This window comes from gamma proteobacterium symbiont of Axiagastus rosmarus (assembly GCF_059730925.1).
Window position 1 is genome coordinate 1,313,394 of record NZ_AP035925.1, and the last position, 26,477, is coordinate 1,339,870.

A 26,477-nucleotide genomic window follows, 5' to 3' on the forward strand; every position below is an offset into this window, starting at 1 on the left:
CGCACTGCCGGTGCGCATCAATGCGCAACCTGCAAGACCGCGGATGCACTGCAGGGGCGCCATCTATGGCGACCAGATATGAAGGTGCGGGCCGTGTAAAATGGGCCACTGACACACCGTAGATACCGTCTTGCCGGTTACCTGGCAAGACATATTTCGGCATCGAACGGACGACCCGATTTCAGCACGCCATAAGCCAGCTGCAGCAGCTTCTTCATCGCCGCGCACACCACGACTTTTCCCGTTTTCTTACCCGCATCCAGCCGTTTCTTCAGCGCACTCACCGCCGGATTCCACTTCATCGCCACTATCGCAGGCATGTACAGGGCCTTGCGCATCGCGCTGTTGCCCATCTTCGATATCCTGCTTTTGCCCTTCCACTCACCGGACTCCTGCCGCATCGGATTCAGACCCACCCACGCCACAAGCGCCTTGCTGCTGCTGAACCTCGACATGTCCCCCAGATACGCCAGCATCGTGCTGCTCAGCACGCCCGCGATGCCCGGGATGGACTCCAGCAGTTCCCTGTTCTTTTTAAGGCCCGGATCATTGTCGATATGGTCGTTTATTGCCCGCTTCGTTTCGTCTATCTGCGCATCCAGCGCCGCAATGACCACGCGGATTGAGGGCTGCACCACCGCATCCGAGACCTCCAGCCGGTTCTCTTCCATCTGCCGCATTTCCTGAAGATTCGTCAGGCGCTTCACCAGCGCCTTCAGCCTGCGTTCATTCAGCGGCGCCGGCTGCCACAGCGACGGGCCGTGCAGTTTACAGTAGCGCGCTATCATGCGCGCATCGTCTTTATCCGTCTTGTTACGGCTCAGCTCCGCCTGTCCGAAGCGCCTGATGCGCGCGGGATTTTCCACGCTGACATCATAGCCTTCGTCGTGCAGGAAGGTGGCCAGCGGCTCACTGTACGCGCCGGTAGCCTCCATGCAGATATGGCAGCAGCCGAACGGCTCCAGCCATTTTTTCAGGGCGATAAAGCCCTTAGGGGTGTTGGGAAAGACTTTGGTTTTGTAAGACGTGTCGCCTTTCCAGACGGCCACATCAAACTTTCCGGAGGCAACATCAATGCCGACAGGCATACGGGTTTGCATAGATTCTCCTTAACAGCACAGGGAAACCGCCATGACCATCCTTATGGATGCGTGCTCGGGGCACAGGATACCGTCCGGTCTTGAAGGCGGGAGTTAAGTTGCCGGGGATGAATCTACGAAGCAGGCTTTATGCCCAGGGGGCGCCCCCATCTCACCAGCAACTTCCCGATGATCAGTCGGGGATCATCATACCCGGAGGAGAATGATCGGGATATAAGGGGCGCCATTTATGGGCGCCATTTATGGCGACCAGATCCCCCCGTAACATCCGACCCTGAAGGGAAGCAACGCAGATTATCCAGTACAAAACCTTAAAAGAGGAAATCCTGAGTGCTAAAAAGAGGATTGCTCAAAGCGTGCAGCGGTCACTGGTTGTCACGGATGCGGTTTGCTATGTTGCCGTAAGCACAACAGCGGAGCGTGGCCATGCAATTACTCACCCCTCGTTTGTCCCTCAGCCGGTTACAGCCGGAAGACTGGCAGATTTTCAAAGCGGTTCATGAAGATGCCGCGACCATGACCTGGGTGAGCGAGATCCCCGATGAAAACGACATCCGCCAGCGCTTTAACGAGCGGCTGGCACCGTGGCAACCGAGCAGTTTTCACATGCTGTGCCTGGTGGCGCGCCTGCGCGACAGCGGTGAAGCGATTGGCCTGTTTGGCTGCAGCGCCGAGTGGCATCCGTATCGTCAGGCCGAAGTGGGTTACATGCTGCGCCACGCCTGTACCGGTCAGGGCTACGGCAGCGAAGCGTTGCAGGCATTGTGCACGTTCCTGCTGCAGGCCGACTTCCACAAACTCAAAGCGCTGGTGATTGAGGGCAACTGGCCGTCGCGGCGCATTCTGGAAAAGAACGGTTTCGCGCTGGAAGGCACGCTGCGCGATAACTACCGGCTCAACGGCCAGTGGGTAAACGATTGGGTATTTGGGCGCTTAAACGAAGCAGGCTAAGAAAATTTGCCGTCCCCCCTCGACAATATTGTTATCAGCGCGTTATGTTCTTGTTTCGGTCACGGCAGTGACCAGCGTCGCTCGGACGGTCCGGGCGCTAACGTAATCCAGAGGACATCATGGCTGATAACAGCACACCCCGTCGTTTCTCGCGTATTGAACGTCTGCCCCCCTATGTATTTAACATCACGGCTGAATTGAAGATGGCTGCGCGCCGGCGCGGCGAAGACATCATCGATTTCTCCATGGGCAACCCGGATGGCGCGACACCGCCGCACATCGTGGAAAAGCTCTGTCAGGTGGCACAGCGTGAAGACACGCACGGCTACTCTACCTCCAAAGGGATTCCGCGCCTGCGCCGCGCCATTTCGCGCTGGTACGCCGAGCGTTATCAGGTGGATATCGATCCGGAATCTGAAGCCATTGTTACCATCGGCTCGAAAGAGGGCCTGGCGCACCTGATGCTGGCGACGCTCGATCACGGTGACACCGTGCTGGTGCCCAATCCCAGCTACCCGATTCACATCTACGGTGCGGTGATCGCCGGCGCGCAGGTGCGCTCGGTACCGCTGGTCGCGGGGGTCGATTTCTTCAATGAGCTGGAACGCGCCATCCGTGAAAGCTACCCGAAACCGAAGATGATGATCCTCGGCTTTCCGTCCAACCCGACATCGCAGTGCGTGGAGCTGGACTTCTTCGAGCGCGTCATCGCGCTGGCGAAACAGTACAACGTGCTGGTCATCCACGATCTGGCCTACGCCGACATCACCTATGACGGCTGGAAAGCGCCGTCGATCATGCAGGTGCCGGGCGCGCGCGATGTGGCGGTGGAATTCTTTACCCTGTCAAAAAGCTACAACATGGCGGGCTGGCGCATCGGCTTTATGGTCGGCAACAAAGAGCTGGTGGCGGCACTGGCACGCATCAAAAGCTATCACGATTACGGCACCTTCACACCGCTGCAGGTGGCAGCGATTGCGGCACTGGAGGGCGATCAGCAGTGCGTGCGCGATATCGCCGAGCAGTATAAACGCCGGCGCGACGTACTGGTGAAAGGGCTGCATGAAGCGGGCTGGATGGTCGATCTGCCGAAAGCGTCCATGTACGTCTGGGCGAAAATCCCCGACCATTACGCGCATCTGGGCTCACTGGAATTTGCCAAGCTGCTGCTGCAGGAGGCGAAAGTGTGCGTCTCGCCGGGCATTGGCTTCGGTGACTACGGCGATACCCACGTGCGTTTTGCCCTGATTGAAAACAGCGATCGTATTCGTCAGGCGGTGCGTGGCATTAAAGCGATGTTCCGCGCCGACGGTATTTTGCCGGGAACGGTAAAAGCGGTGGAAGAAGCAGAGTAACTACAAATCGGGGCGACTGAGCGGTCGCCCCGGCTGGCGTCTTTACAGCATCAGCACGAAGGTGCCGACCCAAAGTAAGACGAAGAAAGAGATTCCCATCAAGGCGTATTTCACAAAACAACTCCTCTGAGCGGTTACAATGATGGCGATCCCAAACCAGCGTAACCCGAACAGAATAAGAGAAAGGTGGAGTTCATCATCGCTACACGCTTTCTACTCAGGTCGCTTCGGGCTGCCCCGAAACAGGATCGAGCGCTAATTTACGCGGAATCGATCCGAAAATAAATAGGTCACTTCTGAGAAGTTGCTCACATTTTCATCGGGTCTCAATCTGCGGAATCGCCGACATGCCGACACGTAATTGCGCCAGATCGCTTTGATGCGGATCCAGCACAATTTTCACCGGCAAACGCTGAACCACTTTAGTGTAGTTGCCGGTGGCGTTATCGGGGGCAATCGCGGAAAACGTGGCGCCGGTAGCGGGCGCGATACTGTCAACGTGACCGGTGAAGGTCTTGCCGGGCAATGCATCAATCTTCACTACCACTCTCTGGCCCGGGCGTACATCCGCCAGCTGCGTCTCCAGATAATTGGCGGTGATGTATGTCTGCTGCAGCGGCACCACGGCCAGCAGACGCGTACCCGCGCTGACCCAGGCTCCCACGCGCACCGAACGCTGACCCACCATGCCATCCACCGGCGCAATAATACGCGTATAAGAGAGATTCAGTCCGGCCTGGTCGACGCTGGCCTGCGCCGCCGCGACATCAGCCTCCGCCTGACGCAGCGCGGCCTCAAGCACCTTCACCTGCTGTTCGGCCGCCGCCAGCGCCGCTGCGCTCTGGCGCACCGTAGCGGCGGCGGAACGCTGGGTTGAGCTGGCTTTCTGCTGATCGTCAGCGGCTATGGTGCCGCTCTTGTACAGCTGGTTATAGCGCGCCGCGCTCTGTCCGGCATACTGTGCCGATGCCTGGCTGGCGGCCAGCGTGGCGCGGGCCTCGGCAATGGTGGACTGCTGCTGGTCGAGCTGCGCCTGCGCGCTCAGCCGTTTGGCGTCGCTGACCTGCAGATTCGCCCGCGCGGTCTCCAGCGCCACGCGATAGTCGCGGTCGTCGAGCGTCGCCAGCACGTCGCCAGCCCGCACGCGCTGGTTATCCTGCACGTTGACGTGGGCGATATAGCCGGACACCTTCGGGGCCACCAGCGTGTAATCGGCATTCACCCAGGCATCATCAGTGCGATGGTCGTTGCCGGTCATGGCTGACCAGAGCCAGAACGCCATCGCCAGCAAAACCAGCAGCAGGGCGCTCAGCAGGATTGTTCGTTTCATAGCAAAAGCGTGCATAACAGTTATTCCGGAGTTTTGGTAACAGGTTGAATCAGGGTTTGCGGTGGCCAGACGCGTTTCGCCAGGCACAGCGTCAGCACTAACAGCCCGGCAGCGAAGGCGATCAGCATCAGATACGCATCGCTCAGGCTCAGCACCATGGCCTGATGCTTCAGCAGGGTGGCGAAGCCGCTGAGATTGGCCGCGCTGCTGGCGCTGCCGTCGGCCAACAGCGGCAGGCTGCTGCTGGCCTGCTGGCTATCCGCTGCGGTCATCAGCCAGCTGCGACTGGCAGCCTGATCGACCAGCACGCTGGAGTGAAACTGCTCACGATGGCTGATAAACCACTCCACCAGCGTGCTGGCGGCAATGCTGGCAAAGCCGCGTACGGTATTGAACATGGCGGAGGCGAACGGCCCTTCCGGCGGCGCGACCACGCTGGTGGCGCTCATCAGCACCGGCAGAATCACCATCGGCTGACCAAACGCCTGCAAGATCTGCATCAGCCAGAAGTTTTGCCGCGCCCAGTCGGTGGTGATCTGCATGCCGAGCAGGCAGGCGGTCGCCAGCAGCAGCACACCGACGCTCAGCACCCAGCGGCAGTCAATCCAGCGGATATTCAGCAGGCTGGCGACCAGCGGTGCAATCAGCAGCTGTGGCAGGCCGATGGTCAACGCCAGCGGCGCGAACTGCAGCGTGCGAAACCCCTCCACCTGACCAAAATAGGCCGACGGCAGCGCCGAACCGGACAGCGCCAGAATCAGTACACCCGCCAGCGCCAGCAAACCGTGCGACAAATTACGCCGGCGCAGCATCTGCAACTTAAACAGCGGCAGCGGGTGAAACCATTCATTAATAAAGAACACAATCAGCAACGCCAGCGCACTGAATAATAGGGCGACAAACAGCGGCGAGCTGAGCCAGTCGAGACGCTCACCCTGCGTCAGCGCCAGAATCAGTAGCGCCATGCCCGAGCAGCCGCTCAGCATGCCGAACAGGTCAATCTGTTTAAATCGCTCAGTGCGCAGCGGATCCTGCGGCAGACCCCAGCCGATCAGCAGCATGGCGATCAGCATGGCCGGCACCACTTGCCAGAACACAAACATCCAGCTGACGTCATCGGTCCAGAACGCCGCCAGCGACGCCGCCAGATTCGGGCCAAACGTGGCGGTGAGGGCGTAAGCACTCAGCCCATAAAGTTTGATCGGCGGTGGCAGAAAGCGCAGCGCCACCGTCATCAGCAGCGGCGGCAGGGCGCCGCCAAACAGTCCCTGCACCACGCGCAGCGCAATAAGTAGCGGGGCCGTGGGCATAAAGGGCAGCAGGACACCGCACACCATGAAACCGGCCGACACCGCCAGCGCGAAGCGGCGCAGCGAAAAGGTGACGGCGAACCACGGTGCAATCATCATTGCGGCGACTTCCGCTGCCTGATAGGCCGAGATAATCCAGCTGCCGTCATCGTAGCTAATGCCGATTGCGGCACGGATATCGGCCAGCGCGATGTCGGTGACGCGATCGTTTAATCCGGAGGTCAGCGCGGCGATCAGCACCCCCACCAGCCCCAGCGCGAGGCGCAGGGTAAAAGGATGCGGTGCCGGTGCCGCGACGGGCTGGGCATTCATAGCAGGTGTCTCGTTATTAGTTGATGCAGTGTATTGCGATGTGATACAGCTCGCATCTTACATTTCGATATGGTGTATTGCAATGTGATACAGGGTGTAAAAGTGCGATCGTTCGCGCTAAAGTAGGGCAGGCCAAAAAGGAACGTATCATGGTAGAACCTCCCTCAAGCCGTGAGGATGAAAAAGCGGGTGGCATTCAGGTCATTGCGCGTGCGGCAAAAATTTTAAATGCGCTCGGTGAGCATCCGGGCGGCATGAGTCTGGGTGAAATTGCGCAGGTGGTCGATCTGCCGCGCTCGACGGTGCAGCGCATCGTGGCGGCGCTGGATAGCGCGCAGCTGGTGCGCAGCGGCGGGGCAGGCGGACTGCGCCTCGGTCCGGCGTTGCTGAAGCTGATCTCCAGCGTGCACAGTGACGTGGTGGAAATTGTCCGGCCGTTCCTCGAACAACTCTCGGCGGAAATCAATGAAACGGTATCGCTGGCGCGGGCCAGCGGGACGCAACTGGCGATTGTCCATTACGTGGTGGCCACGCGTGAGCTGCGCGTGGTGCCACACATCGGCCTGAATCTGCCGCTCTACAGTACGTCCGGTGGCCGGGCGCTGCTGGCGCTGGAGAGCGACGAAGATGTGCGGGTGATGGTCGGTGAAGCCTATGCGGAACTGACGGAAATGACGGTAAAAACGCTGCCGCAGTTGCTGACGCTGATTGCGGAGGTGCGCGCCAGCGGACTGGCTATCGATCGCGGCGAAACGCTGGAGGGCATTTCCACCATGGCGGTCGCGATTGATACGCTGTTCGGGCGCTTCTCGATCTCACTGCTGGTGCCGACGGCACGTTTTCAGCGCCAGGAAGCGCATTACCGGACAGCGCTGATAAAGTGTAAAGAGGCGCTGATTCGCGAAATTGGCAAAATAACTGCTGCGGAAGGATAACCGACTGATGAAAACCTTGCTGATGGCCATCGATAACTCACCGGTGGCGGAAAAAGTGATCGCCCTGACCATTGAACAGGCGCTGGCGCAACAGGCGCAGGTCACCGTGCTGTGCTGTGTCGATCCGGCATATTCGTCGTGCAATCAGCCGATTGAGATCGACGCCGGGGAAGACCCGGACGATTTTGTCGTGGCGCAGGATGAACAAAATACAGCTGAAATGGTGGTACGCCATGCGCTGGCACCGCTGCTGCGCGCTGGCATTGACGCACGCGGGCTGATTCTGGCCGGTGAAGCGGCGGAAACCATTGTGGCGCAGTCTGAGGCGTTGCACGCCAGTATGATTATAATGGGCCGTCGTCACCTGTCGCCGCTCAACCGCCTGCTGAAAGGCTCGGTAAGCGCAGCAGTGATTGAACGCGCCAGCTGTCCGGTTTTAATTGACGTTCGCAAGGATTAATGTCGCTCCATGTTCTCGCTTTTCCCGCTCACGCTGGCCGCTTTTGTGCTGCTGGCGATCATCATCGTGATACTGCTGCGCACCACTGCGCTGCGCGTCTGGCAGGGTGTCCTGCTGTTTTTGCTGCCTGTGCTGCTGGCCAATCTGCTGTGGTTTAGCTGGCTGCATCCGCGTCAGGAGCGCGAGGCGCTGGCGGCGCAGGTGGCTACCCAACTGAGCGACGCGCCGGGTTATCGCGTGCTGAAAGTGCAGGAGCCGGCGCTGTGGCAACTGCTGAATCGCGAGCTGCAGCACAAGCTGGCAGAGGGCGTACCTGCGGAGCAGGCGCTGGGCGATATGCGCGGCTGGCTGATGGATTTGGTGAATCAGCGCATGGCGCGCGCCAGCGATGCGGCGATCATCAACTATATCCGCGTTTCGGTGCAGGAGATGCAGGCGCTGCAGCAGCAGGATACGCAGCGCTGCTTCCGTTTCCTCTATCCGCAGGTCAGCGGTGGCGTCAATCTGCAACAGGTGTTGTCGCCGGAGCTTAATCAGCGCGATGGTGAAGCGCTCGAGGCACTGCTGCAAAACAGTACCGGCGATGAGCTGGCGGTGGAGCAGCCTCAGGCGCAGCGCGATCTGCAGCGCGTGGTGGAAAAACTGTATGGCAAGTGGGGCGATAAGCTGCAGCAGCTAAATATGCCGGCGGATACGGCGGTGGATCGCAGCACGATGTGCGCGATGTCGATAGATCTTTACAGCGGAATTCTCGCATTGCCGGACAAACAAGCGGCCAATCTTTTGCGTAAGATGGTCAGCCTTACCGGATAACGGGCGAAAAAAAAGCCCGCTCAGCACGGGCATAAAGGTCACTTTCAGTATGTCTTTTTGTGGGTATCACCTGGTGTGGTGCAGACTTCGTTTTGTCTGAAGTCATCTTCTCACTGCTGATGTGATAAGGAAAACCGTTTGGTTTTATTGATTTGATTGGCGAAAGCTTTGCATCAATCGGACATTTCGCGTCTTTTTCCTATAGAGGCGTGTGGCGTTGCCTTTTACACTGCAACGTCTGATGAGGACATCCTAATGAATAAAATGCTTATTAGCGCGTTAGCGCTTTTTATGCTGGCCGGTTGTAGTGTCAGCAAACCCGGGGGTTTTGAGCGCGTAGATGAAGATGCCCGTTCAAATACCGTACAGTATCGTTACGATCCACAGAAGCTGGATAAAGATGCGCTGGAACTTGATCTGGCGAATTACTGTAACCAGCGCGGCTTCGATAAAGTCGAATCGCTTCCGGCGCAGGACAGCAATTTGCCTGGCCTGAAGAAAGTCTGGTATCAATGTAATTACGCGGTGAAAAGCTAAAAAATAAGGGCGGGATTGATTCCCGCCCTTTCTTTATTCATTTTTTATTATGTGCTGTGTGTGCTTTGCCCAATTACCAGTGACGATAGCCGCCATGGCCGTGATGCCAGCCGCCGCCGTGCCCGTGGCCCCAGCCGGGACCGCGTCCATGGTCATGCTCGATAATACACCCGCTTAGCATGGTCATCATCGCCACCACCGAAGCGACTTTTATTAACTTCTTCATGGAGAGTCCTCCTCTTTTCCAATGAGGCCAGATTAACCGGGAAAAGTGGAGTGAAGATGCAGTGAATGTAGAGTTATTTCCGTAATTATTACCAGATATGTCAATTAAAAGCTAAAAGTGACAGAGCGGGAAATAAACCAATCGGAATAAGCTGAATAGCGCCTGATAATAACCCGATTACTCTGAAATGCAAGGTTAAATAACAGTCAGTCTCAACGCGTGATCAATTCTGTGGTTATCAGTAAAAAGCCTGCCGTGCATTTACACGGCAGGGTGGGTGAATTAATTATGCAGTACCGGCGCGACCAGGTTTTGACGATTTGGCAGACGGATACTGAGCGACAGCACCAGCGAGATCACCAGCAGCGTCATAATCAGACTGAAGGTCACGGTGAAGCCGCCGAACACCGAAGCCACCAGCGAGCCAAGTACGCTACCGATGCCGAAGCCGAGATAGATCAGGCCGTAGTTTTTGGTCAGGTTGTTAAGGCCGAAGAAATCGCTGACCAGTGACGGAAAGACGGTGATGGTGCCGCCAAAGCTGAACGCCACGCAGGCCAGCGACAGGAAGAAGGTGATTTCATTCATGTGGGTGAACAGCAGGATGCTCATGCCGCTCAGCGAAACCAGCTGTGCCAGCGAAATGACCCGGATGCGCGCCATTTTGTCCGACAGCACGCCGAGAATCAGTCGTCCGCTCAGATTGGCAATGGCAATTACCGTCACCGCATTGGCCGCCGTTTGCGTACTCAGGTGCACCAGGCCTTCACCAATATCCTTCGCTACGCCAATCACATACAGACCGCTCATGCAGGCCGTCAGGAACATCAGTGCCAGCATCCAGTACTGCGGCAGGCGCACCGACTGCGCCAGCGTGAACTCCTGTGTGGCCTGCTGCTGACGTGAACCGGCCTGCTGTAGCGGCGCATCGCGCATCATCAGGGCCCCGGCAATAATCATCGTCATCGCCAGCACACCCCAAATCACAAAGGTATTTTCCAGCCCCTGAGTGCTAAGCAGCGCGCCACAGATAAATTTAAAGCCTAGACTGCCGAGGCCGTAAGCGCCGATCGAACAGGCCGAAATCAGCCCTTTGCGCTCCGGAAACCACTTCACGCAGTTAGAGAGCGTCATCAGATAACCCGCGCCATCGGCCAGTCCAACCAGAATGCCGGCGCTCAGGTACAGCATCATCAGGTTGTCAGCATGGGCGGTCAGCCAGAAGCCAATCGCCATCAGAATGCCTGCACCGATAGTGACGTTGCGCACGCCAAAGCGCTCCTGCAGCTTGCCGGCCAGCGAGGAGGCAATCGCCAGACCGAGACTGAGCAGACCAAAGGAAAAAGCCACCTGGCTGACCGGCGCATCCAGTTTCTGTGCCAGCTGGCCATTAAACAGGCTCCAGGTATAAACCGAGCCGAGCGCGAACTGGGTAATGATGGTGCCTGCGAGGGTAAGGATACGGACACGCTGATGATTAGGGGTAACGGCTGTTGTCATTTTTCTCTCTCCCATCCGGGAATACGGAATCTGCAGCGATAATAAGCCTCACGCGTACGCGGGTGGCGCGGACGGGCGTGAACGGAACGGGAGACGGAATGAAATGCTGTGAAACCGGTATGAATGGCATTGCGCCTTTGCTTAAGCGCAGCGCGGATGTCGTCACATGAACAGACGTTGCGACAGGTGAGCATGTGTAACAGGGTGTTTTAAGCGCAGCATCTGCGCGGCAAAACGCAGGAACTTTGCCAGGCTTATAGTTCATTCAACAGGAGGAAATATGAAAGACCGGGCATATGAATCCGTATCCAGCGGGGATGAGGTTTGCTGCATCATCGGTCAGGCGGTGATCGAGTTAAGCGATGAACAGCAGCCTGTGACCAGGTCCACCCTGTCGCTGAAATTACTGGCGATGGCCGACCGCGACAGAGATGATGAACGCGTTCTGCTTTACTGGATTGCCAGAAAAGCCATTAACCAACCTCACCAGCTCAACATCGGCGTCGGGGGCTGGCGCTAGAGGAGTGACAGAGCGGGCGTCAAGCCCGCTCTTGCTTCAGGCCAGACGTAACCGGCGATGAGCCGGCCAGCGCACGAACATTACCATATTCCCTGCCAGAATCATCACCAGCCCGACGATAGCATTGCTATGCCACTGATAGCCTTCATACAGCGTCGAAAGCGTCAGTGCCACCAGCGGAAACAGCAGGATGCTGTAAGCCGCCTGACTGGCACCGATGCGCCCCACCAGCGTGAAGTAGGCACCAAAGCCCAGCACCGAGCCAAACAAAGCCAGATAACTCATTGCCCCCAGCCACTGCAGATTGAGTGCCGGTGCCAGCGCGTCGCCATTCACCAGCGCCAGCACGGCCATGATCAGCGCACCGTACAGCATGGCGTAGCTGTTGGTGGTCAGCACGTCGCGCTGACGACGCTGATGGCGGGTAGAAATCATATTGCCAAAGGAGAAACCGAGCGTGCCCAGCGCGCTCAGTCCCACGCCCCACAGCAGCTGCGGCGCAACATGGGCTGACTGAATATCCTGCCAGAACAACGCAACAATCCCGCCGAGGCCCAGCGCGGCGGCGGGCAGCAGGCGGAAAGGCGGGCGCTGGCGGAAAAAAATCCAGCTGTTGAGCGCGTTATACAGCACCGCCATCGAAAAAATCACCGACTCCAGTCCGGTGCTGATCATCGCTGCCGCATGGTAAAAGCAGACAAAATTAAAACCGAATACGCAGCCGCCCTGTAACAGACAAAACAGGTGGTCACGCGCATCCAGCGTACGCAGACGTTTCAACAGCCGGAGAAGCACCAGCATGGTCAACGAGGCGAACAGGAAGCGCCAGAATACCGCCACCAGTACCGGCGTATCGGCGGCCTGCTGCTGCAGAAAAATCGCAATCCAGGTAGTGCCCCAAATCAGCACCACCGCGAGGTATAACATCAGGTTCATCAGAAACTCTCCGGCGGAATCAGGCTCGCAGTGTGCCTGAGCGACAGGAGCGCGGCTTGCATGACTTTGCGCAGCACTTGCAAATTCTTGCGCTTTTTCCCGCCTGGTCCGGCATTGGCCTGTTTTCTGTCCGGTCAGTTGCGTAAACTACAGGACATCAACCCAGAGAGCGATGTCAGACCATGCCGGAATATCAGACGTTTACTATGCTTCAGCGTCACAAAGCGCAGCTGCGCGATAGCGTGCAGCTGAGCGGCGGCATTCGGCTGGCGGCATGGTTCAACAGTGGCGATCGCGTGACCAACCTCAGCGATCACCATACGCTTAGCCTGTACGTTGCCGATGGTTACGACACCTGGCACAAAACACCGCACGGCTGGCGCAACGGCGGCGCGCCGGATCGCTTTTGCCTGATGCCGTCTGGCACCGAGTCGACCTGGGATCTGCGCGCGGATTTATCCTTCGTGCACCTTTATTGCACCGATGCGCATTTGCGTCACCTCGGTGAGCAGGTGTGGGATCGCAGCCCGGCGCAGCTTAACCTGCATGAGAAGATTTTTGCCGACGATGATCGCATCACCCAGCTGTATCGCCATTTTCTGCTGAGCTCCGACTGGCAGCAGCCGGCTAACCAGCTGATGCTGAGCAGCGCCTCAACCCTGCTGATGACCCATCTGCTGCAGCGCTACAGTCAGGTACAGTGGCAGCTGCCGCAGGTGCGCGGCGGACTGGCACCGGTGGTATTGCGCCGCGTGCTGGCGCTGATCGATACGCAGCTGGATCAGCCGTTAACGCTGGCCCAACTGGCGGCAGAGGCGGCGCTCAGCGAATACCATTTTGCACGTATGTTCCGCAGCAGCACCGGCGAAGCGCCGCACCAGTATGTGATGCGCCGCCGTATGGAAGCCGCGCAGCAACTGCTGCAATTCAGCGCGCTGTCGCTCACCGAGATTGCCCTGCGCTGCGGTTTCCACTCCTCCAGCCATTTCAGCAACCGCTTCCGTCAGCTGCACGGCATGGCACCCTCGGCATGGCGTCAGCGCTGACGGGACAGTTGGAATGAAGTTTGCGAGGAATAGATTACTGAATTAGCAGCGGCGCGATTGATCGCGTACGTCATTATTGCATGAACCACGCTATCCTGATTGATCCCTCTGGTCGCACCCGAACGTTATTTATACGAAATTTCCCGCATGGGTGATGATTTATACGATTACGTTGAACGGATGTAGCACGGGGCTTAGTTGCGCTCTGTTTTACCTGAAATCTTTACTTCATCTCATTACCCTCCTGTATGAAATTCCGCACTGCTGCTATCCGCAATTTTTATCTTTTTATGTCATTTCTTTCTTGATGGTGTGATGGTTTTGGGCGGATTTTTTATTTTGACCTGAATCAACAAATTTACGCTTTGTTAATATTAATCCACATCTTTATTTTTTATTGGCATTAATGTGTGGCCTTTAATGTCTTTGCCAGTTTTTTTAGCTGGTTTCAGGTGACAATGATCTGCCTTTTTTAGTGTTAATGGCTTGTGTGCGTCACTTTTGCAGCTTAAAGATCTGTTCATTTGCTTTTATGTCGATCATTGCTCTGCTGTTACCTCTAAAGTAGTATGGCGCGAAAAATGTGCGCTGAGATAAACAGAGGGGTGATGAAATGGCAGATAGTTTCCAGAATGAAGTGCCAAAGGCACGTATTAACTTAAAACTTGACCTGCATACCGGGGGCGCAAGCAAGAAAACCGAGCTTCCGCTGAAATTACTGGTGGCAGGCGACTTCAGTCATGGTCAGGCGACCGCACCATTATCAGAGCGAGCCAAGGTTAATCTGAACAAAAATAATTTTGACGCAGTGCTTTCCGAATATTCGCCCAAAGTCACGGTTGCCGTTAAAAATACGCTGGCCGATGACGGCAGCGAAGACAGCATCAGTCTGACTTTCCAGAGTATGAAAGATTTCTCTCCGGAACAGGTCTCCCGGCAAATACCTCAGCTGAAGGCCATGCTTTCTATGCGTAATTTACTGCGTGATTTAAAAGCCAACCTGCTGGATAACCAGGCCTTCCGAAAAGAGCTGGAAAAAATTCTGCTGGACCCCGCGTTAAGCGCAGAACTGCGCGCTGAGCTCTCAACCCTGACACCAAAACAGCCATAACCATCACGATGATTTAACGGATTAATAAGGAAGATGCTGATGTCTGTAAATAATGAGAATGCGACGGGTGGCGAGAGCGTGGTGCTGGAACGTCCGGCAGCCGGTGGGGTGTATGCCACCCTGTTTGAAAAAATCAATCTTAACCCGGTTTCTGAGCTGAGCGCGCTGGATATCTGGCAGGATGCGCAGGCGATGTCGGATGCAACGGCGGATGAGCGTTTAACCGCCGGCATGCAGGTATTTCTGGAGTGCCTGAAAAAATCAGGCGCAAAAGTTGAAAAACTCGACAAAAACCTGATTGACCATCATATCGCCGCGCTGGATCACCAGATCAGTCGTCAGCTGGATGCGGTCATGCACAGCGAAGAGTTCCAGGCAGTGGAGAGCCTGTGGCGCGGCGTGAAATCGCTGGTTGATAAAACCGATTTCCGCCAGAACGTGAAAGTCGAACTGCTGGATATGTCTAAAGAAGATCTGCGTCAGGACTTCGAAGACAGCCCGGAAATTATCCAGAGCGGCCTGTATAAACACACCTACATTGATGAGTATGACACACCAGGCGGCGAGCCGATTGCGGCGCTGATTTCCGCTTATGAGTTTGATGCGTCTGCGCAGGATGTTGCCCTGCTGCGCAATATTTCAAAAGTGTCTGCTGCGGCGCATATGCCGTTTATCGGCTCTGCCGGCCCGCAATTCTTCCTCAAGGATTCAATGGAAGACGTGGCGGCCATCAAAGATATCGGTAACTATTTTGACCGCGCTGAATACATCAAGTGGAAATCCTTCCGCGAGACGGACGATTCGCGCTACATCGGTCTGGTGATGCCGCGCGTACTGGGTCGCCTGCCGTATGGCCCGGATACCGTTCCGGTGCGCAGTTTCAACTACGTTGAAGAAGTCAAAGGTCCGGATCACGACAAATATCTGTGGACCAACGCCTCGTTTGCCTTCGCATCCAACATGGTGCGCAGCTTCATTAACAATGGCTGGTGCGTGCAAATCCGTGGTCCACAGGCCGGTGGTGCGGTGCAGGATCTGCCGATTCATCTGTACGATCTGGGCACCGGTAATCAGGTGAAGATCCCGAGTGAGGTAATGATCCCGGAAACCCGCGAATTTGAGTTCGCCAATCTCGGTTTCATTCCGCTGTCCTATTACAAAAACCGCGACTACAGCTGCTTCTTCTCAGCCAACTCCACCCAGAAACCCGCGCTGTATGACACTGCGGATGCCACCGCCAACAGCCGCATTAATGCCCGTCTGCCGTATATCTTCCTGCTGTCGCGTATCGCGCATTATCTGAAGCTGATTCAGCGTGAGAACATCGGCACCACCAAGGATCGGCGTCTGCTGGAACTGGAGCTGAACACCTGGGTGCGCAGTCTTGTGACCGAAATGACCGATCCGGGCGATGAGCTGCAGGCTTCTCACCCGCTGCGCGACGCGAAGGTGGTAGTGGAAGATATCGACGACAACCCGGGCTTCTTCCGCGTCAGGCTGTACGCCATCCCACACTTCCAGGTGGAGGGCATGGACGTCAACCTGTCACTGGTTTCCCAGATGCCGAAGGCGAAATCGTAAGCGAAGGCAGGAAGCCAATGAAAACGGAACAACCGTTATGGGGTAGGGGCGTTATGGTCTCTCCCCAGCACTTCCAGCAACAGGTCGCCTATGCGGCCTGGTCTGCGGAATGTATCGCCCGGCTGGGCCTCTGCCATCCCTGGGGGATGATTGCTGCCACTTTCGAACCTGATGCACTGAAGCTGGGCCGCCTGCAGGCCCGTCATCTGCACATCCGTTTTCCCGATGGCACGCTTATCGACACCGATAACGCCGATGACCTGCCGCCGGTGCTGATGCTTGAGGGCGAATCACAGGACGTGGTAGTGGTGCTGGCGCTTCCGCTGCTGCGGGCAAATGGCGGCAACTGCCTTAAACCCGATGAGGTGGCCGAGCGCCCTGTGCGTTATCGCCAGCGCTGGCGGGATGTCCGCAACACCTTTGGCGATGATACCCGGCAGATTGCAGTGATGCAGCCAGAGCTGACGCTGCGTTTTGCCCATCAGAACAACAGTGATTATCTGACCTGTCCGGTCGCCCGTCTGCAGCAGGATTCCCAGGGCAGCTGGGCACTCGATGAAACCTGGCTTCCGCCACTGCTGGCTCTGCAGGGCAGCCGCTGGCTGGTAACCCAGCTGGAACAATTGATGACGCAATTGCGTGCCCGTCTGAGTCGACTGATGGCGATGCGACGTGAAAGTAACGAGCGCATGGCCGACTTTGCCGTGGCTGATGTGTCGTTGTTCTGGCTGCTCAATGCCCTGAACAGCGCAGAACCGGTGCTCAGCCAGTTTCAGCGTAACCTGCAAAGCCCACCGGAGCGTTTGTACCCGGAACTGGCGCGGCTTGCGGGCAGCCTGCTGACTTTCTCGCTGGAACATCAGGTGAGTGCTATTCCGGTCTGGCAGCATGAACAGCTGAATAGCGTCTTCCCGCCGCTGTTTGACTTACTGGGCGATCTGCTGGAAGCCAGCCTGCCGTCACGGGTGGTGGCGATTGCGCTTGAGCACGATGCCCGGCTGCACGTCTGGCAGGCCCGTCTGCATGACTCCCGTCTGCGCGAAGGGGCGGATTACTACCTTTCCGTGCGTTCACCGATGCCGGTGGCACAACTGCAGGAGCAGTTCCCGCGACAGTGCAAGATCGGCAGTCCCGATCATGTCAGGAGTATCGTCAATTCCTCACGGGTGGGCGTGCCGCTGACGCCACTGCGCCATGTGCCGGCAGCCATTCCGCTGCGTCTGGAAAACCAGTATTTCAGCCTTGATGTCTCGCATCCTCTGGCCAGTGAAATGCTTCAGAGCGGCACCTGTATGTTTTACGTTCCAGGCATGCTCGGCGAGCCTGAACTTGAACTTTTTGCGGTACTGAGAACATGAGTGAGCCTAAACGCAGTACTGCTGCACCCATTGATATTGATGCTCTGCTGCAGAATACCTGGCTGCAGGTCATCAGCCTGCGTCACGGTCCGACGTTTCAGGACGGAGAGGGGCGCACGTTGTGGGAGCGTTGCATTGCCGATGTCGAACGTGTGCAGCGTGAGCTGAAAGCGAGCGAACTCGATGAAGTCAGCTGTCAGCATATTCTCACCGCACAGTGTGCGCTGCTTGATGAGGCGGTCAAAGGTCGTGGTGTGGAGGATGACGCCTGTGTGCAGTGGTATGACATTCCCCTGCAGGGGCACTTTCTCGGCACCATGGATGCCGGTGATACGCTGTGCGATCGCATGCGTGATGTGTTGCGTGAACCGGCGCCAGACCAGGCTGTTATGACCTGCTTTCAGCGGGTCATGATGCTGGGGTTCCTCGGCAGTTTCCGCTCTCTGAACGATCCGGAGCGCCAGAAACTCGTCAACGCGCTCAGTGAACATGTCACGCCGTTCAGCTATCCACCAACCCATCCGGTTCTGGCGGAAAGCCGTACCGGACGAGAAATGGGTGGCTGGCTGGCGTCATGGCCCGTGCGTATCGGCCTGAGCGTGGTGCTGGTGGCTGCGCTTTGGTGGGGACTGAGCCACTGGCTGGATCAGATGCTGGTGACCCTGCTGCCGGGAGCCGTGAAATGAGTCCTGCACAGCAGCGCGGGCTTGCGCTGTGGGCCGCCCTGCTGAGTGCCGTGGTTTGCCTGAGTTTCCTGCCGGTATCGCGACTGGTTTCGGTGCTCTTTCTGCTTGCGGTGCTGGGGCTTATCCTGGCGTTGTGGATTGTCGCCAGGCGTCGTGCGGAGCATGACGTCGCCCTAAATCTGGATGACCTCCCGGAAGCCACTTACCGTCAGCCTGTGGTGCTGGTCTGTGGCGACCTGCCGCTGGCATGTATGCAGCAGTCATCGGTGCTTACAGTGACACAGGGATGCTGGATCCGCGTGGAGGAATATCAGGATCTGCAACAGGTTGCCCGTCAGATACTGGGGTTGCGTCCTGACTGGGGCCGCCAGCTGTCGGTGATGGTCAGCGTCTGTCCGCAAAAACACGCCGACAGCGAGCGGCTTACCCGTCGTCTGCTGGCCCTGCGCTGGCAAATCAGCCGGCTGCGTAAAGAAACCGGGCATTCTGTGCCGCTGGTTCTGAATGGTCAGGTTGGCAGTGCGGTGACCAATGATCTGCTCTGGCAGGCGGTTATCCCGGGGGAAGGGGTGAGGGTCTGGCGTGCGTCTTCAGCGCCGGGCTCAGTCGCTGCATGGGTCACCACCGGTGGCGCGCCTGCGATGCAGCAACAGGTGCTGATGAACAGCCTGATGAGCTGGTTCCGGTTGCACGTTAAAGCGGTCTTCATTGATGAGAGCCCGGATGTTCCGGTCATTGCACCGGTTGCGGTGCTATGGGGATTGGGACCGATCCTGGCCGGAAGTCTGGCCACATCGGTGTGGACGGCATGGCTGTCCCGTCATACTGCGATGCAACAGGTTGCGGGCTGGCAGCCGGTGGGAACGGACAGTACGGTTATTGCCGCGTTGCCGGATTTTATCCTGTCGCTGCTGCCGGAAGGGCGAGGCCTGACGCCGCGTGGGCAAGCCTTCCGTTATGCGCTCGCGATTTTCACGCTGGCGGCCATGGCTGCACTGCTCAGCAGTGGCTGGAACAATCGCCAGTTGCTGCAGCGTGTCAGCTTCGATATTGCCCGCTATGAACGTATCCCGATGCAGGATTTCGCACCCAAAGCCGACGCCGTTGCCGTTCTGCGTGACGATGCGGCCGGGTTGGATGACCAGGCGCGCAATGGCGTACCGATGCGGATGGGCCTTGGTCTGTATCAGGGCGAGCGTCTGCGAATGCCTGTGCTGGATGCGATCCGTTCGTATGTGCCCCCGCCACCGCCGCCAAAACCGCAGCCGAAACCGGTGCCGAAAATTGTTCGCCTCGACAGCATGTCGCTGTTCGATTCCGGCAAATCCACGCTGAAAGCCGGGTCCACCAAAATGCTGGTGAACTCACTGGTCGGCATCAAAGCGAAGCCGGGCTGGCTGATTGTGGTCGCCGGCCATACCGATAACACCGGTAACCCGCAACTGAACCAGACGCTCTCTCTGAAACGTGCCGAAGCGGTACGCGACTGGATGCGTGACACCGGTGATGTACCGGAAAGCTGTTTTGCGGTGCAGGGTTATGGCGAAAGCCGCCCAGTCGCAACCAATGACACGACGGATGGGCGCGCGCTCAACCGTCGCGTCGAAATCAGTCTGGTACCGCAGGCTGATGCCTGCCAGATACCGGGCAACCCCCAGACGTCATCGCAGGATGATGACGTATCACAACACAACGGAGAGTAATCCATGGCAATCCCTGTTTATCTTTGGCTGAAAGACGACGGTGGTGCGGACATTAAAGGTTCTGTGGACGTTCAGGATCGTGAAGGCAGCATCGAAGTGGTGGCACAGCAGCATAACCTGTACATCCCGACCGACAACAACACTGGCAAGCTGACCGGTACCCGTATCCACACCCCGTTCCTGTTCACCAAGGAAATCGACTCCTCCAGTCCTTACCTGTACAAGGCGGTGACCACCGGCCAGACCCTCAAGTCTGCGGAATTCAAGTGGTACAAAATCAACGACGCGGGCCAGGAAGTGGAGTACTTCAACACCAAACTGGAAAACGTGAAAGTCGTGAAAGTGAATCCGGTGATGCATGACATCAAAAATCCTTCTTTCGAGAAGCACAACCACCTTGAGCAGATCGAACTGCGCTACGAAAAAATCACCTGGACCTATAAAGACGGCAACATCATTCATTCAGATAGCTGGAACGAACGCGCCACCGCCTGATTACGCGTCATATTTCGTGCCGCAGGTGCGTTGGCCGCACTCGTCCGCCCCGGTCACATAGTTATCTATGCTTCCGGGGCGGATGAGCTTGCCGCCTTCCTGCGACACGAACTATTTAGCGTAATCGACTGTGTGATGGCGTCGTGGGGGCGGCATTCTGGCCGCCCAAATTCGGCCGTGTTGCCTTGTTCGCGACCGTGATACGCATTCTGTCAGATGTCTGGTGATTTCATCCGCGGCGGGTGAAATCACAAGTCATTTCCTTCTTTCCTGCTGCCTTATGCGCTTTGGTTTACAGCGATGGGCGGTAGCGTGCCCCCAATCAGGAGATTTTTGCTATGGACAGTCAGTCAGCCGCGCTTCTGCGTCGTCTTAACCCATTCTGCGCGCAGGCACTGGAAGCCGCCGCCTCCCTGTGTCAGACCCGCGCCCATGCGGAGATTTTGCCTGAGCACTGGCTGCTGAAGCTGCTCGAACAGGGGGAAGGTGACCTGACGGTGCTGGCACGCCGCTATGAGTGGGATATGGATATGCTTTGGCAGGATTTGCTTGCCTGGCTGTATAAACTGCCGCGTTCAGTCCGTCAGCGTCCGCAGTTATCTGACACTCTTCAGACGCTGATGCAGGAAGCCTGGCTGATTGCTTCTCTCAACGGTGAGGAACAGATCCGCAGCGTCCATTTGCTGATGGCGCTGGTTGATAAACAGAAACTGGTGCGCTGTGACGGGCTGTGGCCGCTGCTGACGCTGGGCCACAGTCAGCTGGCGCGTCTGCGCCCGCTGCTTGATGGGCAGTCGGAGGAACGCCCGGAACGGCAACAGGCAGCGGAACTCGCGCAGAGTCATGGTGGTGAGGTGGAATTTGTCGGGCGCCCGGTCGGCGCGGCCATAAAGGAAGGCGAACTCAATCCGGCGCTGCAGAACGCACTCGATAAATTCACGCTCGACGTTACTGCCAAAGCCAGAGAAGGCAAAATCGACCCGGTGTTTGGGCGCGATACGGAGATCCGCCAGATGGTGGATATTCTCTCGCGTCGCCGCAAGAACAACCCGATTCTGGTCGGCGAACCGGGCGTCGGCAAAACCGCGCTGGTGGAAGGCCTGGCTTTACGTATCGCTGAAGGCAACGTTCCGGAAAGCCTGAAGCCGGTTGTTCTGCGCACCCTCGACCTTGGTTTGTTGCAGGCGGGCGCAGGCGTGAAGGGCGAATTCGAACAGCGCCTGAAAAACGTGATTGATGCGGTGCAGCAGTCCCCGGTACCGATTCTGCTGTTTATCGATGAAGCGCATACCATCATTGGTGCCGGCAATCAGGCGGGCGGCGCGGATGCCGCCAACCTGCTGAAACCGGCACTGGCGCGTGGCGAACTGCGTACCATCGCCGCCACTACCTGGTCTGAATACAAGCAATACTTCGAACGCGATGCCGCGCTGGAGCGCCGCTTTCAGATGGTGAAGGTCGACGAGCCGGACGACGAGACCGCCTGCCTGATGCTGCGCGGCCTGAAAGCCCGCTACGCCGAACACCACAACGTGCATATCACTGATGATGCAGTACGCGCAGCCGTCACGCTGTCCCGCCGCTATCTGACCGGCCGCCAGCTGCCGGACAAGGCGGTTGACCTGCTGGATACCGCCGCCGCACGTGTGCGCATGAGTCTTGATACCGTGCCAGAACAAATTGTGCGCCTGAAAGCACAACTGACCGCGCTGGCACTGGAAGCGCAGGCGCTTTACGAAGATATCGCCGCCGGCAGCAACCGTCATGATGACCGCCTGGGTGCCATTGAGCAGCAGCGGACTGAACTGGAGACGCGCATCGAAGAGCAGGAAGCGCGTTTCAGCCATGAAAAGGCGCTGGCACAGCAACTGCTGGCCAGCCGTCAGGAGCTCACCCAGCAGGCTGACGTTGCCGACCTGCAACAGCGGCTCGAACAGGCGCAGCAGGGCGATGTGCTGGTTCAGGTGGATGTGGACACCCGCACCGTCGCGAATGTAATTGCCGACTGGACCGGCGTGCCGCTGTCCTCGCTGATGAAAGACGAGCAAACCGAACTGCTGATGCTGGAAAACGAAATCGGCCAGCGTGTGGTCGGGCAGGACGTGGCGCTGACCGCCATCGCCCGGCGCCTGCGCGCGGCGAAGACCGGACTCACGTCAGAGAACGGCCCGCAGGGCGTGTTCCTGCTGGTCGGTCCGAGCGGCGTCGGTAAAACCGAAACCGCGCTGGCGTTGGCGGATGTGCTGTACGGCGGTGAAAAATCGCTGATTACCATCAACCTGTCCGAGTACCAGGAGCCGCACACTGTTTCCCAGCTGAAAGGTTCACCACCGGGCTACGTAGGTTACGGTCAGGGCGGCATTCTCACCGAAGCGGTACGCAAGCGCCCGTACAGCGTGGTACTGCTCGATGAGGTGGAAAAAGCGCACCGCGACGTGATGAATCTGTTCTATCAGGTGTTTGATCGCGGCTTTATGCGCGACGGCGAAGGGCGTGAAATCGACTTCCGTAACACCGTTATTCTGATGACCTCTAACCTCGGCAGCGACCATCTGATGCAGCTGCTGGACGAACGGCCGGACGCCAGCGAAGGCGATTTACACGAACTGCTGCGCCCGATATTGCGCGACCATTTCCAGCCGGCGCTGCTGGCGCGCTTCCAGACGGTGATTTATCGCCCGCTGGCAGAAGCTGCGATGCGCAGCATTGTGGAAATGAAACTGTCACAGGTCAGCAAGCGCTTACATCGTCACTACGGTTTGATCACGCACATTGATGAGAGCCTGTATGACGCCCTGACCGCCGCCTGCCTGCTGCCGGATACCGGGGCGCGCAACGTCGACAGCCTGCTCAATCAGCAGATTTTGCCGGTGCTGAGTCAGCAACTGCTGAGACACATGGCCGCCAGACAGAAACCACAGTCGCTATGGCTGAGCTGGAGCGAGGAAGAGGAGATCGGGCTGGAGTTTGACCGGACTGAAGGAGATAACGCATGAACACCCGTCTCCCGATCAGATTCAGCCACAGCCATCATCAGTTGTCGGTGAAGGGATGTGAAGCCGGGCTCGATGTACTGGCGTTTGAAGGCGATGAGGCGCTCAGCCGGCCGTTCAGCTACCGTATTGAATTCACCAGCTCTCACCATGCCATCAGCAAAGAGATGATGCTGATGAAAGCAGCCTCCCTGACGCTGCAGGCTTCGGTTGACCAGGGTTACGGCATCAAAATACAGCAGGCGGTGCGCACCCTTCAGGGCGTGGTGAGCGGCTTTGAACGCCTCGGCACCTCAAAAGATGAGACCCATTATGCCCTGACGCTGCAGCCACGCCTGGCGCTGCTTGACCGTTCACACCAGAACGCGATTTATCAGGACATGTCGGTCCCGCAGATTGTGGAAAAAATCCTGCGCGAGCGTCACACCCTGCGCGGTCAGGATTTTCTGTTCTCGCTCTCAAAAGAGTACCCGCGCCGGGAGCAGGTGATGCAGTACGGCGAGGATGACCTGCACTTCATTACCCGCCTGCTGGGTGAGGTGGGTATCTGGTTTCGCTTTACCACGGATACGCGTCTGAACATCGACGTGGTGGAGTTTTACGACGGTCAGCAGGGGTATGAAAAAGGCCTGACGCTGCCCTCAGTGCCGCCGTCGGGCCAGCATTCAGACGGAGTGGACGCGGTGTGGGGCATGGAGAGCCATCATAACGTGGTACAGAAGCAGGTCAGCACCCGCGACTACAACTACCGACAGGCCACGGATGACATGAATACCGAGGTTGATGTGACCCGCGGGGATGCCACCACCTGTGGAGATGCCTACCACTGGGGGGACAACTACCTTACTCAGGGTAATGCGTACGACCGCAATCCGGCTGCGGAGTCGGGGGCGTTCTATGCCCGCATTCGTCATGAGCGCTACCTGAATGGCCAGACCCGGACCCATGCCATCACCAGCTGTCCGACCCTCTCTCCGGGCCAGGTGCTCAACGTCACCGGTGGGTATGAAGTGGCCGAGGTGTTTGCTCAGGGCGTGGTCATCACGGCGATGCGCAGCCATGCGCGGCGTGAGCGGGATTTTGAAGTGCATTTTGACGGGATCCCGGACAGCACGGATTTTAGTTTCCGTCCTGAGCCAGGCTCACGCCCGGTGATGGCCGGCACATTACCGGCCCGCGTAACCAGCACCACAGAGAACGACACCTACGGCCACATCGATAAAGACGGCCGCTATCGCGTCAACATGCTGTTTGACCGGGATAACCGGGAAGCCGGGTTCGAGAGTCTGTGGGTGCGCCAGTCCCGCCCGTATGCCGGCGATACTTACGGTCTGCACCTGCCGCTGCTGGCGGGCACCGAAGTGGCGATTGGCTTTGAGGACGGTAACCCGGACCGGCCATACATCGCCGGCGTGCTGCACGACTCGGCGCATGGCGACCACGTCACCATCCGCAACTACAAACGCAACGTGCTGCGCACGCCAGCGAACAACAAAATCCGCCTCGACGACGAGCGCGGAAAAGAGCATGTCAAGGTCAGCACCGAGTACGGCGGCAAGAGCCAACTGAATCTGGGGCACCTGGTCGACAGCGAAAAGCAGAAGCGTGGAGAGGGTTTCGAGCTCAGAACCGACAGCTGGGGCGCCATCCGGGCACAGAAAGGGATGTTTATCAGCGCTGATGGCCAGACGAAAGCACAGGGCCAGGTGCTGGAGATGCAGCCGGCGGTCAGTCTGCTAAAAGGAGCGTTGAATCAGGTAACTGGATGGGGAACGATTACGCAGACTCACCACAACATAACGCCTGATTCTGAGCCGTTAAGAGCATTTGTTTCCGCTGCCAGTGAGCTTAAAGAGCCTGCGCTGCTGCTGTCTTCACCTAAAGGTATTGCCGCCGTTACGCCGGAAACGACTCTGATGCACAGCGGGAAAGGGTTGTACCTGCAGAGCCTGGGAGAAGTCAATATCACCGCAGCACAGCGCTATTCGGTGAACGCAAGTCAGGCGGTTTCGCTGCTAGCCCTACAGGAAGGAATGCGGCTGGTATCTGCCAAAGGTGCACTGGAGATTGAATCACATAGTGATGTGCTGTCGCTGACTTCCCTGAAGGATGTCACCGTCCAGTCAACGCAGGGACACCTGCAGCTGACGGCAAAGAATGGGATCACGCTCGCCTGCGGTGGCGCTTACATCAAGCTCACGCCACAGGGCGAAATCAACGTGCATGGTCCAGGCCTGTTAAGCCTCAAGGGGCAACATAAATTACAGGGCCCGGCGAGTGAGGATTATCCGCTACCTGAATTGCCTTCATCAGTATGCAAAGAGTGTCTGAAAAAGGCGCAGCGGCTGGCACAGGGCTTTGTGCCAAGGGAGGCATAAATGAACACGACCCATATCACTGACTGGGTGAATCTGCTTCAGCAAACCTGCGCTGATATAAATCTGACTCACCTTGATTTTATTCTCGACCAGTGCGGTATTGATTTTTCCGTCATTCCGGTACTGCACGATTTTTCACCACCTTTGGTATGGCAGTCTCTCTATCAGGGCTTGCCGGAAGATGCCCTGCCAGAAGAGTCGCCGCTGTTGATCAGGATCTCTTTGAACGATCCGCTTCAGAAACAGTGGTTGATTGAGCTGGCTCAGAAAGTACAAAAGACTGCTCCACTACTGGTGCTCTGTTCTCCCTGGACTTTCGCGACACTGGCGGAATGGTTAACAACCTGCACCGATGCGACACATGAAGGACGGGCGGGACTGTTCAGATACTTTGATGCCCGTATTTTTCCTTATTTGTTCTCTCATATTCTGGAACCTGATCAGCAGGCTCAGTTGCAGCGCCCGGCGCTGTTCTGGAGCTGGCTGGATCCTGACGAGAAGCCGGGGTTGCTGATGGGGCAGGGAGCACAGCCCGCCATCAACGAGAAGTGCCAAAACATCGCTTTGAGCGATAGCCAGTTTGAAGCCCTGATGTGCATCTGCGATGCCAGGCTGATGCTTCGCTATCGGGACGTTCCCGATACGGGATTTGCTTCGCAGGCTGAACGGTTTACGGCTTGTTTCGTCGGCATGCTTTCAGCCACTGCTAAAGGGATGATACTGGATAAAGAGCGCGAGGATTGGGTGATTAAGAACCTGATCGGACGGTCCTCAGCAGAAGTCTGAAAGTGGGTTCATGAGGCAGTTCGCCTTCCGGAGAGGCTGCCATACAAGGAATGTA

At 57.5% G+C, this 26,477-nt stretch carries 24 protein-coding genes; 17 read left to right on the forward strand and 7 right to left on the reverse strand.

Going from position 1 to position 26,477, the window contains the following annotated elements; all coding sequences use genetic code 11:
• Positions 1-137 precede the first annotated feature (137 nt).
• A complete protein-coding gene (locus AC6I8F_RS06040) occupies positions 138-1,100 on the reverse strand; it encodes an IS110 family RNA-guided transposase (protein WP_021312959.1) in 963 nt (320 codons plus the stop codon).
• A 426-nt stretch (positions 1,101-1,526) separates the two neighbouring features.
• Here AC6I8F_RS06040 and AC6I8F_RS06045 point away from each other — a divergent pair, with 426 nt between their 5' ends.
• Both AC6I8F_RS06045 and alaC read left to right on the forward strand, forming a co-directional pair.
• Positions 1,527-2,051 (forward strand): GNAT family N-acetyltransferase, encoded by a 525-nt coding sequence (locus tag AC6I8F_RS06045; protein ID WP_031280018.1) that lies wholly within the window; start codon positions 1,527-1,529, stop codon positions 2,049-2,051.
• Between the two features lie 119 nt (positions 2,052-2,170).
• Entirely contained in the window at positions 2,171-3,406 is a 1,236-nt protein-coding gene (alaC, locus tag AC6I8F_RS06050) for an alanine transaminase (RefSeq protein ID WP_058758368.1), read from the forward strand.
• 42 nt (positions 3,407-3,448) lie between these two features.
• Here the strand turns inward: alaC and ypdK are convergent, their stop codons facing one another.
• The 3 genes from ypdK to AC6I8F_RS06065 all read right to left on the reverse strand — a co-directional run bounded on the left by ypdK (position 3,449) and on the right by AC6I8F_RS06065 (position 6,358).
• The gene (gene ypdK, locus AC6I8F_RS06055; RefSeq protein ID WP_006120362.1) at positions 3,449-3,520 is read right to left on the reverse strand and encodes a membrane protein YpdK; all 72 of its coding nucleotides are present in this window, start codon (positions 3,518-3,520) and stop codon (positions 3,449-3,451) included.
• Positions 3,521-3,722: 202 nt separating this feature from the next.
• Positions 3,723-4,751 (reverse strand): HlyD family secretion protein, encoded by a 1,029-nt coding sequence (locus tag AC6I8F_RS06060; protein WP_058758369.1) that lies wholly within the window; start codon positions 4,749-4,751, stop codon positions 3,723-3,725.
• A gap of 5 nt (positions 4,752-4,756) precedes the next feature.
• Complete coding sequence (locus tag AC6I8F_RS06065) at positions 4,757-6,358, reverse strand: MFS transporter (RefSeq protein ID WP_394516004.1); 1,602 nt, start codon at positions 6,356-6,358, stop codon at positions 4,757-4,759.
• A gap of 149 nt (positions 6,359-6,507) precedes the next feature.
• Here AC6I8F_RS06065 and AC6I8F_RS06070 point away from each other — a divergent pair, with 149 nt between their 5' ends.
• The 4 genes from AC6I8F_RS06070 (at position 6,508) to AC6I8F_RS06085 (ending at position 9,103) form a co-directional block, all read left to right on the forward strand.
• Positions 6,508-7,293 carry an IclR family transcriptional regulator gene (locus AC6I8F_RS06070; RefSeq protein WP_058770796.1) on the forward strand — a complete coding sequence of 262 codons (786 nt, stop codon included), beginning with the start codon at positions 6,508-6,510 and terminating at the stop codon, positions 7,291-7,293.
• Between the two features lie 7 nt (positions 7,294-7,300).
• On the forward strand, positions 7,301-7,753 hold the full coding sequence (locus AC6I8F_RS06075; RefSeq protein WP_058758371.1) for a universal stress protein: 453 nt from the start codon (positions 7,301-7,303) through the stop codon (positions 7,751-7,753).
• A 9-nt stretch (positions 7,754-7,762) separates the two neighbouring features.
• Entirely contained in the window at positions 7,763-8,566 is an 804-nt protein-coding gene (locus tag AC6I8F_RS06080; RefSeq protein ID WP_498028619.1) for a hypothetical protein, read from the forward strand.
• Positions 8,567-8,821: 255 nt separating this feature from the next.
• Positions 8,822-9,103: a membrane lipoprotein lipid attachment site-containing protein gene (locus AC6I8F_RS06085; RefSeq protein ID WP_021509105.1), complete on the forward strand. Its 282-nt coding sequence runs from the start codon at positions 8,822-8,824 to the stop codon at positions 9,101-9,103.
• Positions 9,104-9,176: 73 nt separating this feature from the next.
• Here the strand turns inward: AC6I8F_RS06085 and AC6I8F_RS06090 are convergent, their stop codons facing one another.
• Positions 9,177-9,329, reverse strand: a complete 153-nt coding sequence (locus AC6I8F_RS06090; protein ID WP_021509106.1) for a hypothetical protein — start codon at positions 9,327-9,329, stop codon at positions 9,177-9,179.
• Positions 9,330-9,611: 282 nt separating this feature from the next.
• Positions 9,612-10,829 carry an L-lactate MFS transporter gene (locus AC6I8F_RS06095; RefSeq protein WP_498028620.1) on the reverse strand — a complete coding sequence of 406 codons (1,218 nt, stop codon included), beginning with the start codon at positions 10,827-10,829 and terminating at the stop codon, positions 9,612-9,614.
• 280 nt (positions 10,830-11,109) lie between these two features.
• On the opposite strand from AC6I8F_RS06095, the gene AC6I8F_RS06100 reads away from it, so the two are divergent.
• A complete protein-coding gene (locus AC6I8F_RS06100) occupies positions 11,110-11,349 on the forward strand; it encodes a hypothetical protein (protein ID WP_021313687.1) in 240 nt (79 codons plus the stop codon).
• Positions 11,350-11,385: 36 nt separating this feature from the next.
• On the opposite strand, the gene AC6I8F_RS06105 is transcribed toward AC6I8F_RS06100, so the two are convergent.
• Positions 11,386-12,285: a DMT family transporter gene (locus AC6I8F_RS06105; RefSeq protein ID WP_498028621.1), complete on the reverse strand. Its 900-nt coding sequence runs from the start codon at positions 12,283-12,285 to the stop codon at positions 11,386-11,388.
• Positions 12,286-12,467: 182 nt separating this feature from the next.
• Between AC6I8F_RS06105 and AC6I8F_RS06110 the strand changes: the two genes are divergently transcribed.
• The 10 genes from AC6I8F_RS06110 to tla1 all read left to right on the forward strand — a co-directional run bounded on the left by AC6I8F_RS06110 (position 12,468) and on the right by tla1 (position 26,422).
• Complete coding sequence (locus tag AC6I8F_RS06110; RefSeq protein ID WP_021509109.1) at positions 12,468-13,331, forward strand: helix-turn-helix domain-containing protein; 864 nt, start codon at positions 12,468-12,470, stop codon at positions 13,329-13,331.
• Between the two features lie 613 nt (positions 13,332-13,944).
• On the forward strand, positions 13,945-14,442 hold the full coding sequence (tssB, locus tag AC6I8F_RS06115; RefSeq protein WP_498028622.1) for a type VI secretion system contractile sheath small subunit: 498 nt from the start codon (positions 13,945-13,947) through the stop codon (positions 14,440-14,442).
• A 33-nt stretch (positions 14,443-14,475) separates the two neighbouring features.
• On the forward strand, positions 14,476-16,023 hold the full coding sequence (gene tssC, locus AC6I8F_RS06120; protein ID WP_031280019.1) for a type VI secretion system contractile sheath large subunit: 1,548 nt from the start codon (positions 14,476-14,478) through the stop codon (positions 16,021-16,023).
• 17 nt (positions 16,024-16,040) lie between these two features.
• Positions 16,041-17,381: a type VI secretion system baseplate subunit TssK gene (gene tssK, locus AC6I8F_RS06125; protein ID WP_498028623.1), complete on the forward strand. Its 1,341-nt coding sequence runs from the start codon at positions 16,041-16,043 to the stop codon at positions 17,379-17,381.
• Positions 17,378-18,067: a type VI secretion system protein TssL, short form gene (gene tssL / locus AC6I8F_RS06130; protein ID WP_498028624.1), complete on the forward strand. Its 690-nt coding sequence runs from the start codon at positions 17,378-17,380 to the stop codon at positions 18,065-18,067. The genes tssK and tssL overlap by 4 nt, the downstream gene beginning before the upstream one ends.
• The gene (locus AC6I8F_RS06135; RefSeq protein WP_498028625.1) at positions 18,064-19,770 is read left to right on the forward strand and encodes an OmpA family protein; all 1,707 of its coding nucleotides are present in this window, start codon (positions 18,064-18,066) and stop codon (positions 19,768-19,770) included. The genes tssL and AC6I8F_RS06135 overlap by 4 nt, the downstream gene beginning before the upstream one ends.
• Positions 19,771-19,773: 3 nt before the next feature.
• Positions 19,774-20,265, forward strand: coding sequence for a type VI secretion system effector Hcp (gene hcp, locus AC6I8F_RS06140; protein WP_058776563.1), 492 nt, complete (start codon positions 19,774-19,776; stop codon positions 20,263-20,265).
• Between the two features lie 338 nt (positions 20,266-20,603).
• A complete protein-coding gene (gene tssH, locus AC6I8F_RS06145; RefSeq protein ID WP_498028626.1) occupies positions 20,604-23,261 on the forward strand; it encodes a type VI secretion system ATPase TssH in 2,658 nt (885 codons plus the stop codon).
• Entirely contained in the window at positions 23,258-25,636 is a 2,379-nt protein-coding gene (locus AC6I8F_RS06150) for a type VI secretion system Vgr family protein (protein WP_498028627.1), read from the forward strand. The genes tssH and AC6I8F_RS06150 overlap by 4 nt, the downstream gene beginning before the upstream one ends.
• Positions 25,637-26,422, forward strand: coding sequence for a toxin Tle1 chaperone Tla1 (gene tla1 / locus AC6I8F_RS06155; protein WP_127834385.1), 786 nt, complete (start codon positions 25,637-25,639; stop codon positions 26,420-26,422).
• Positions 26,423-26,477 lie beyond the last annotated feature (55 nt).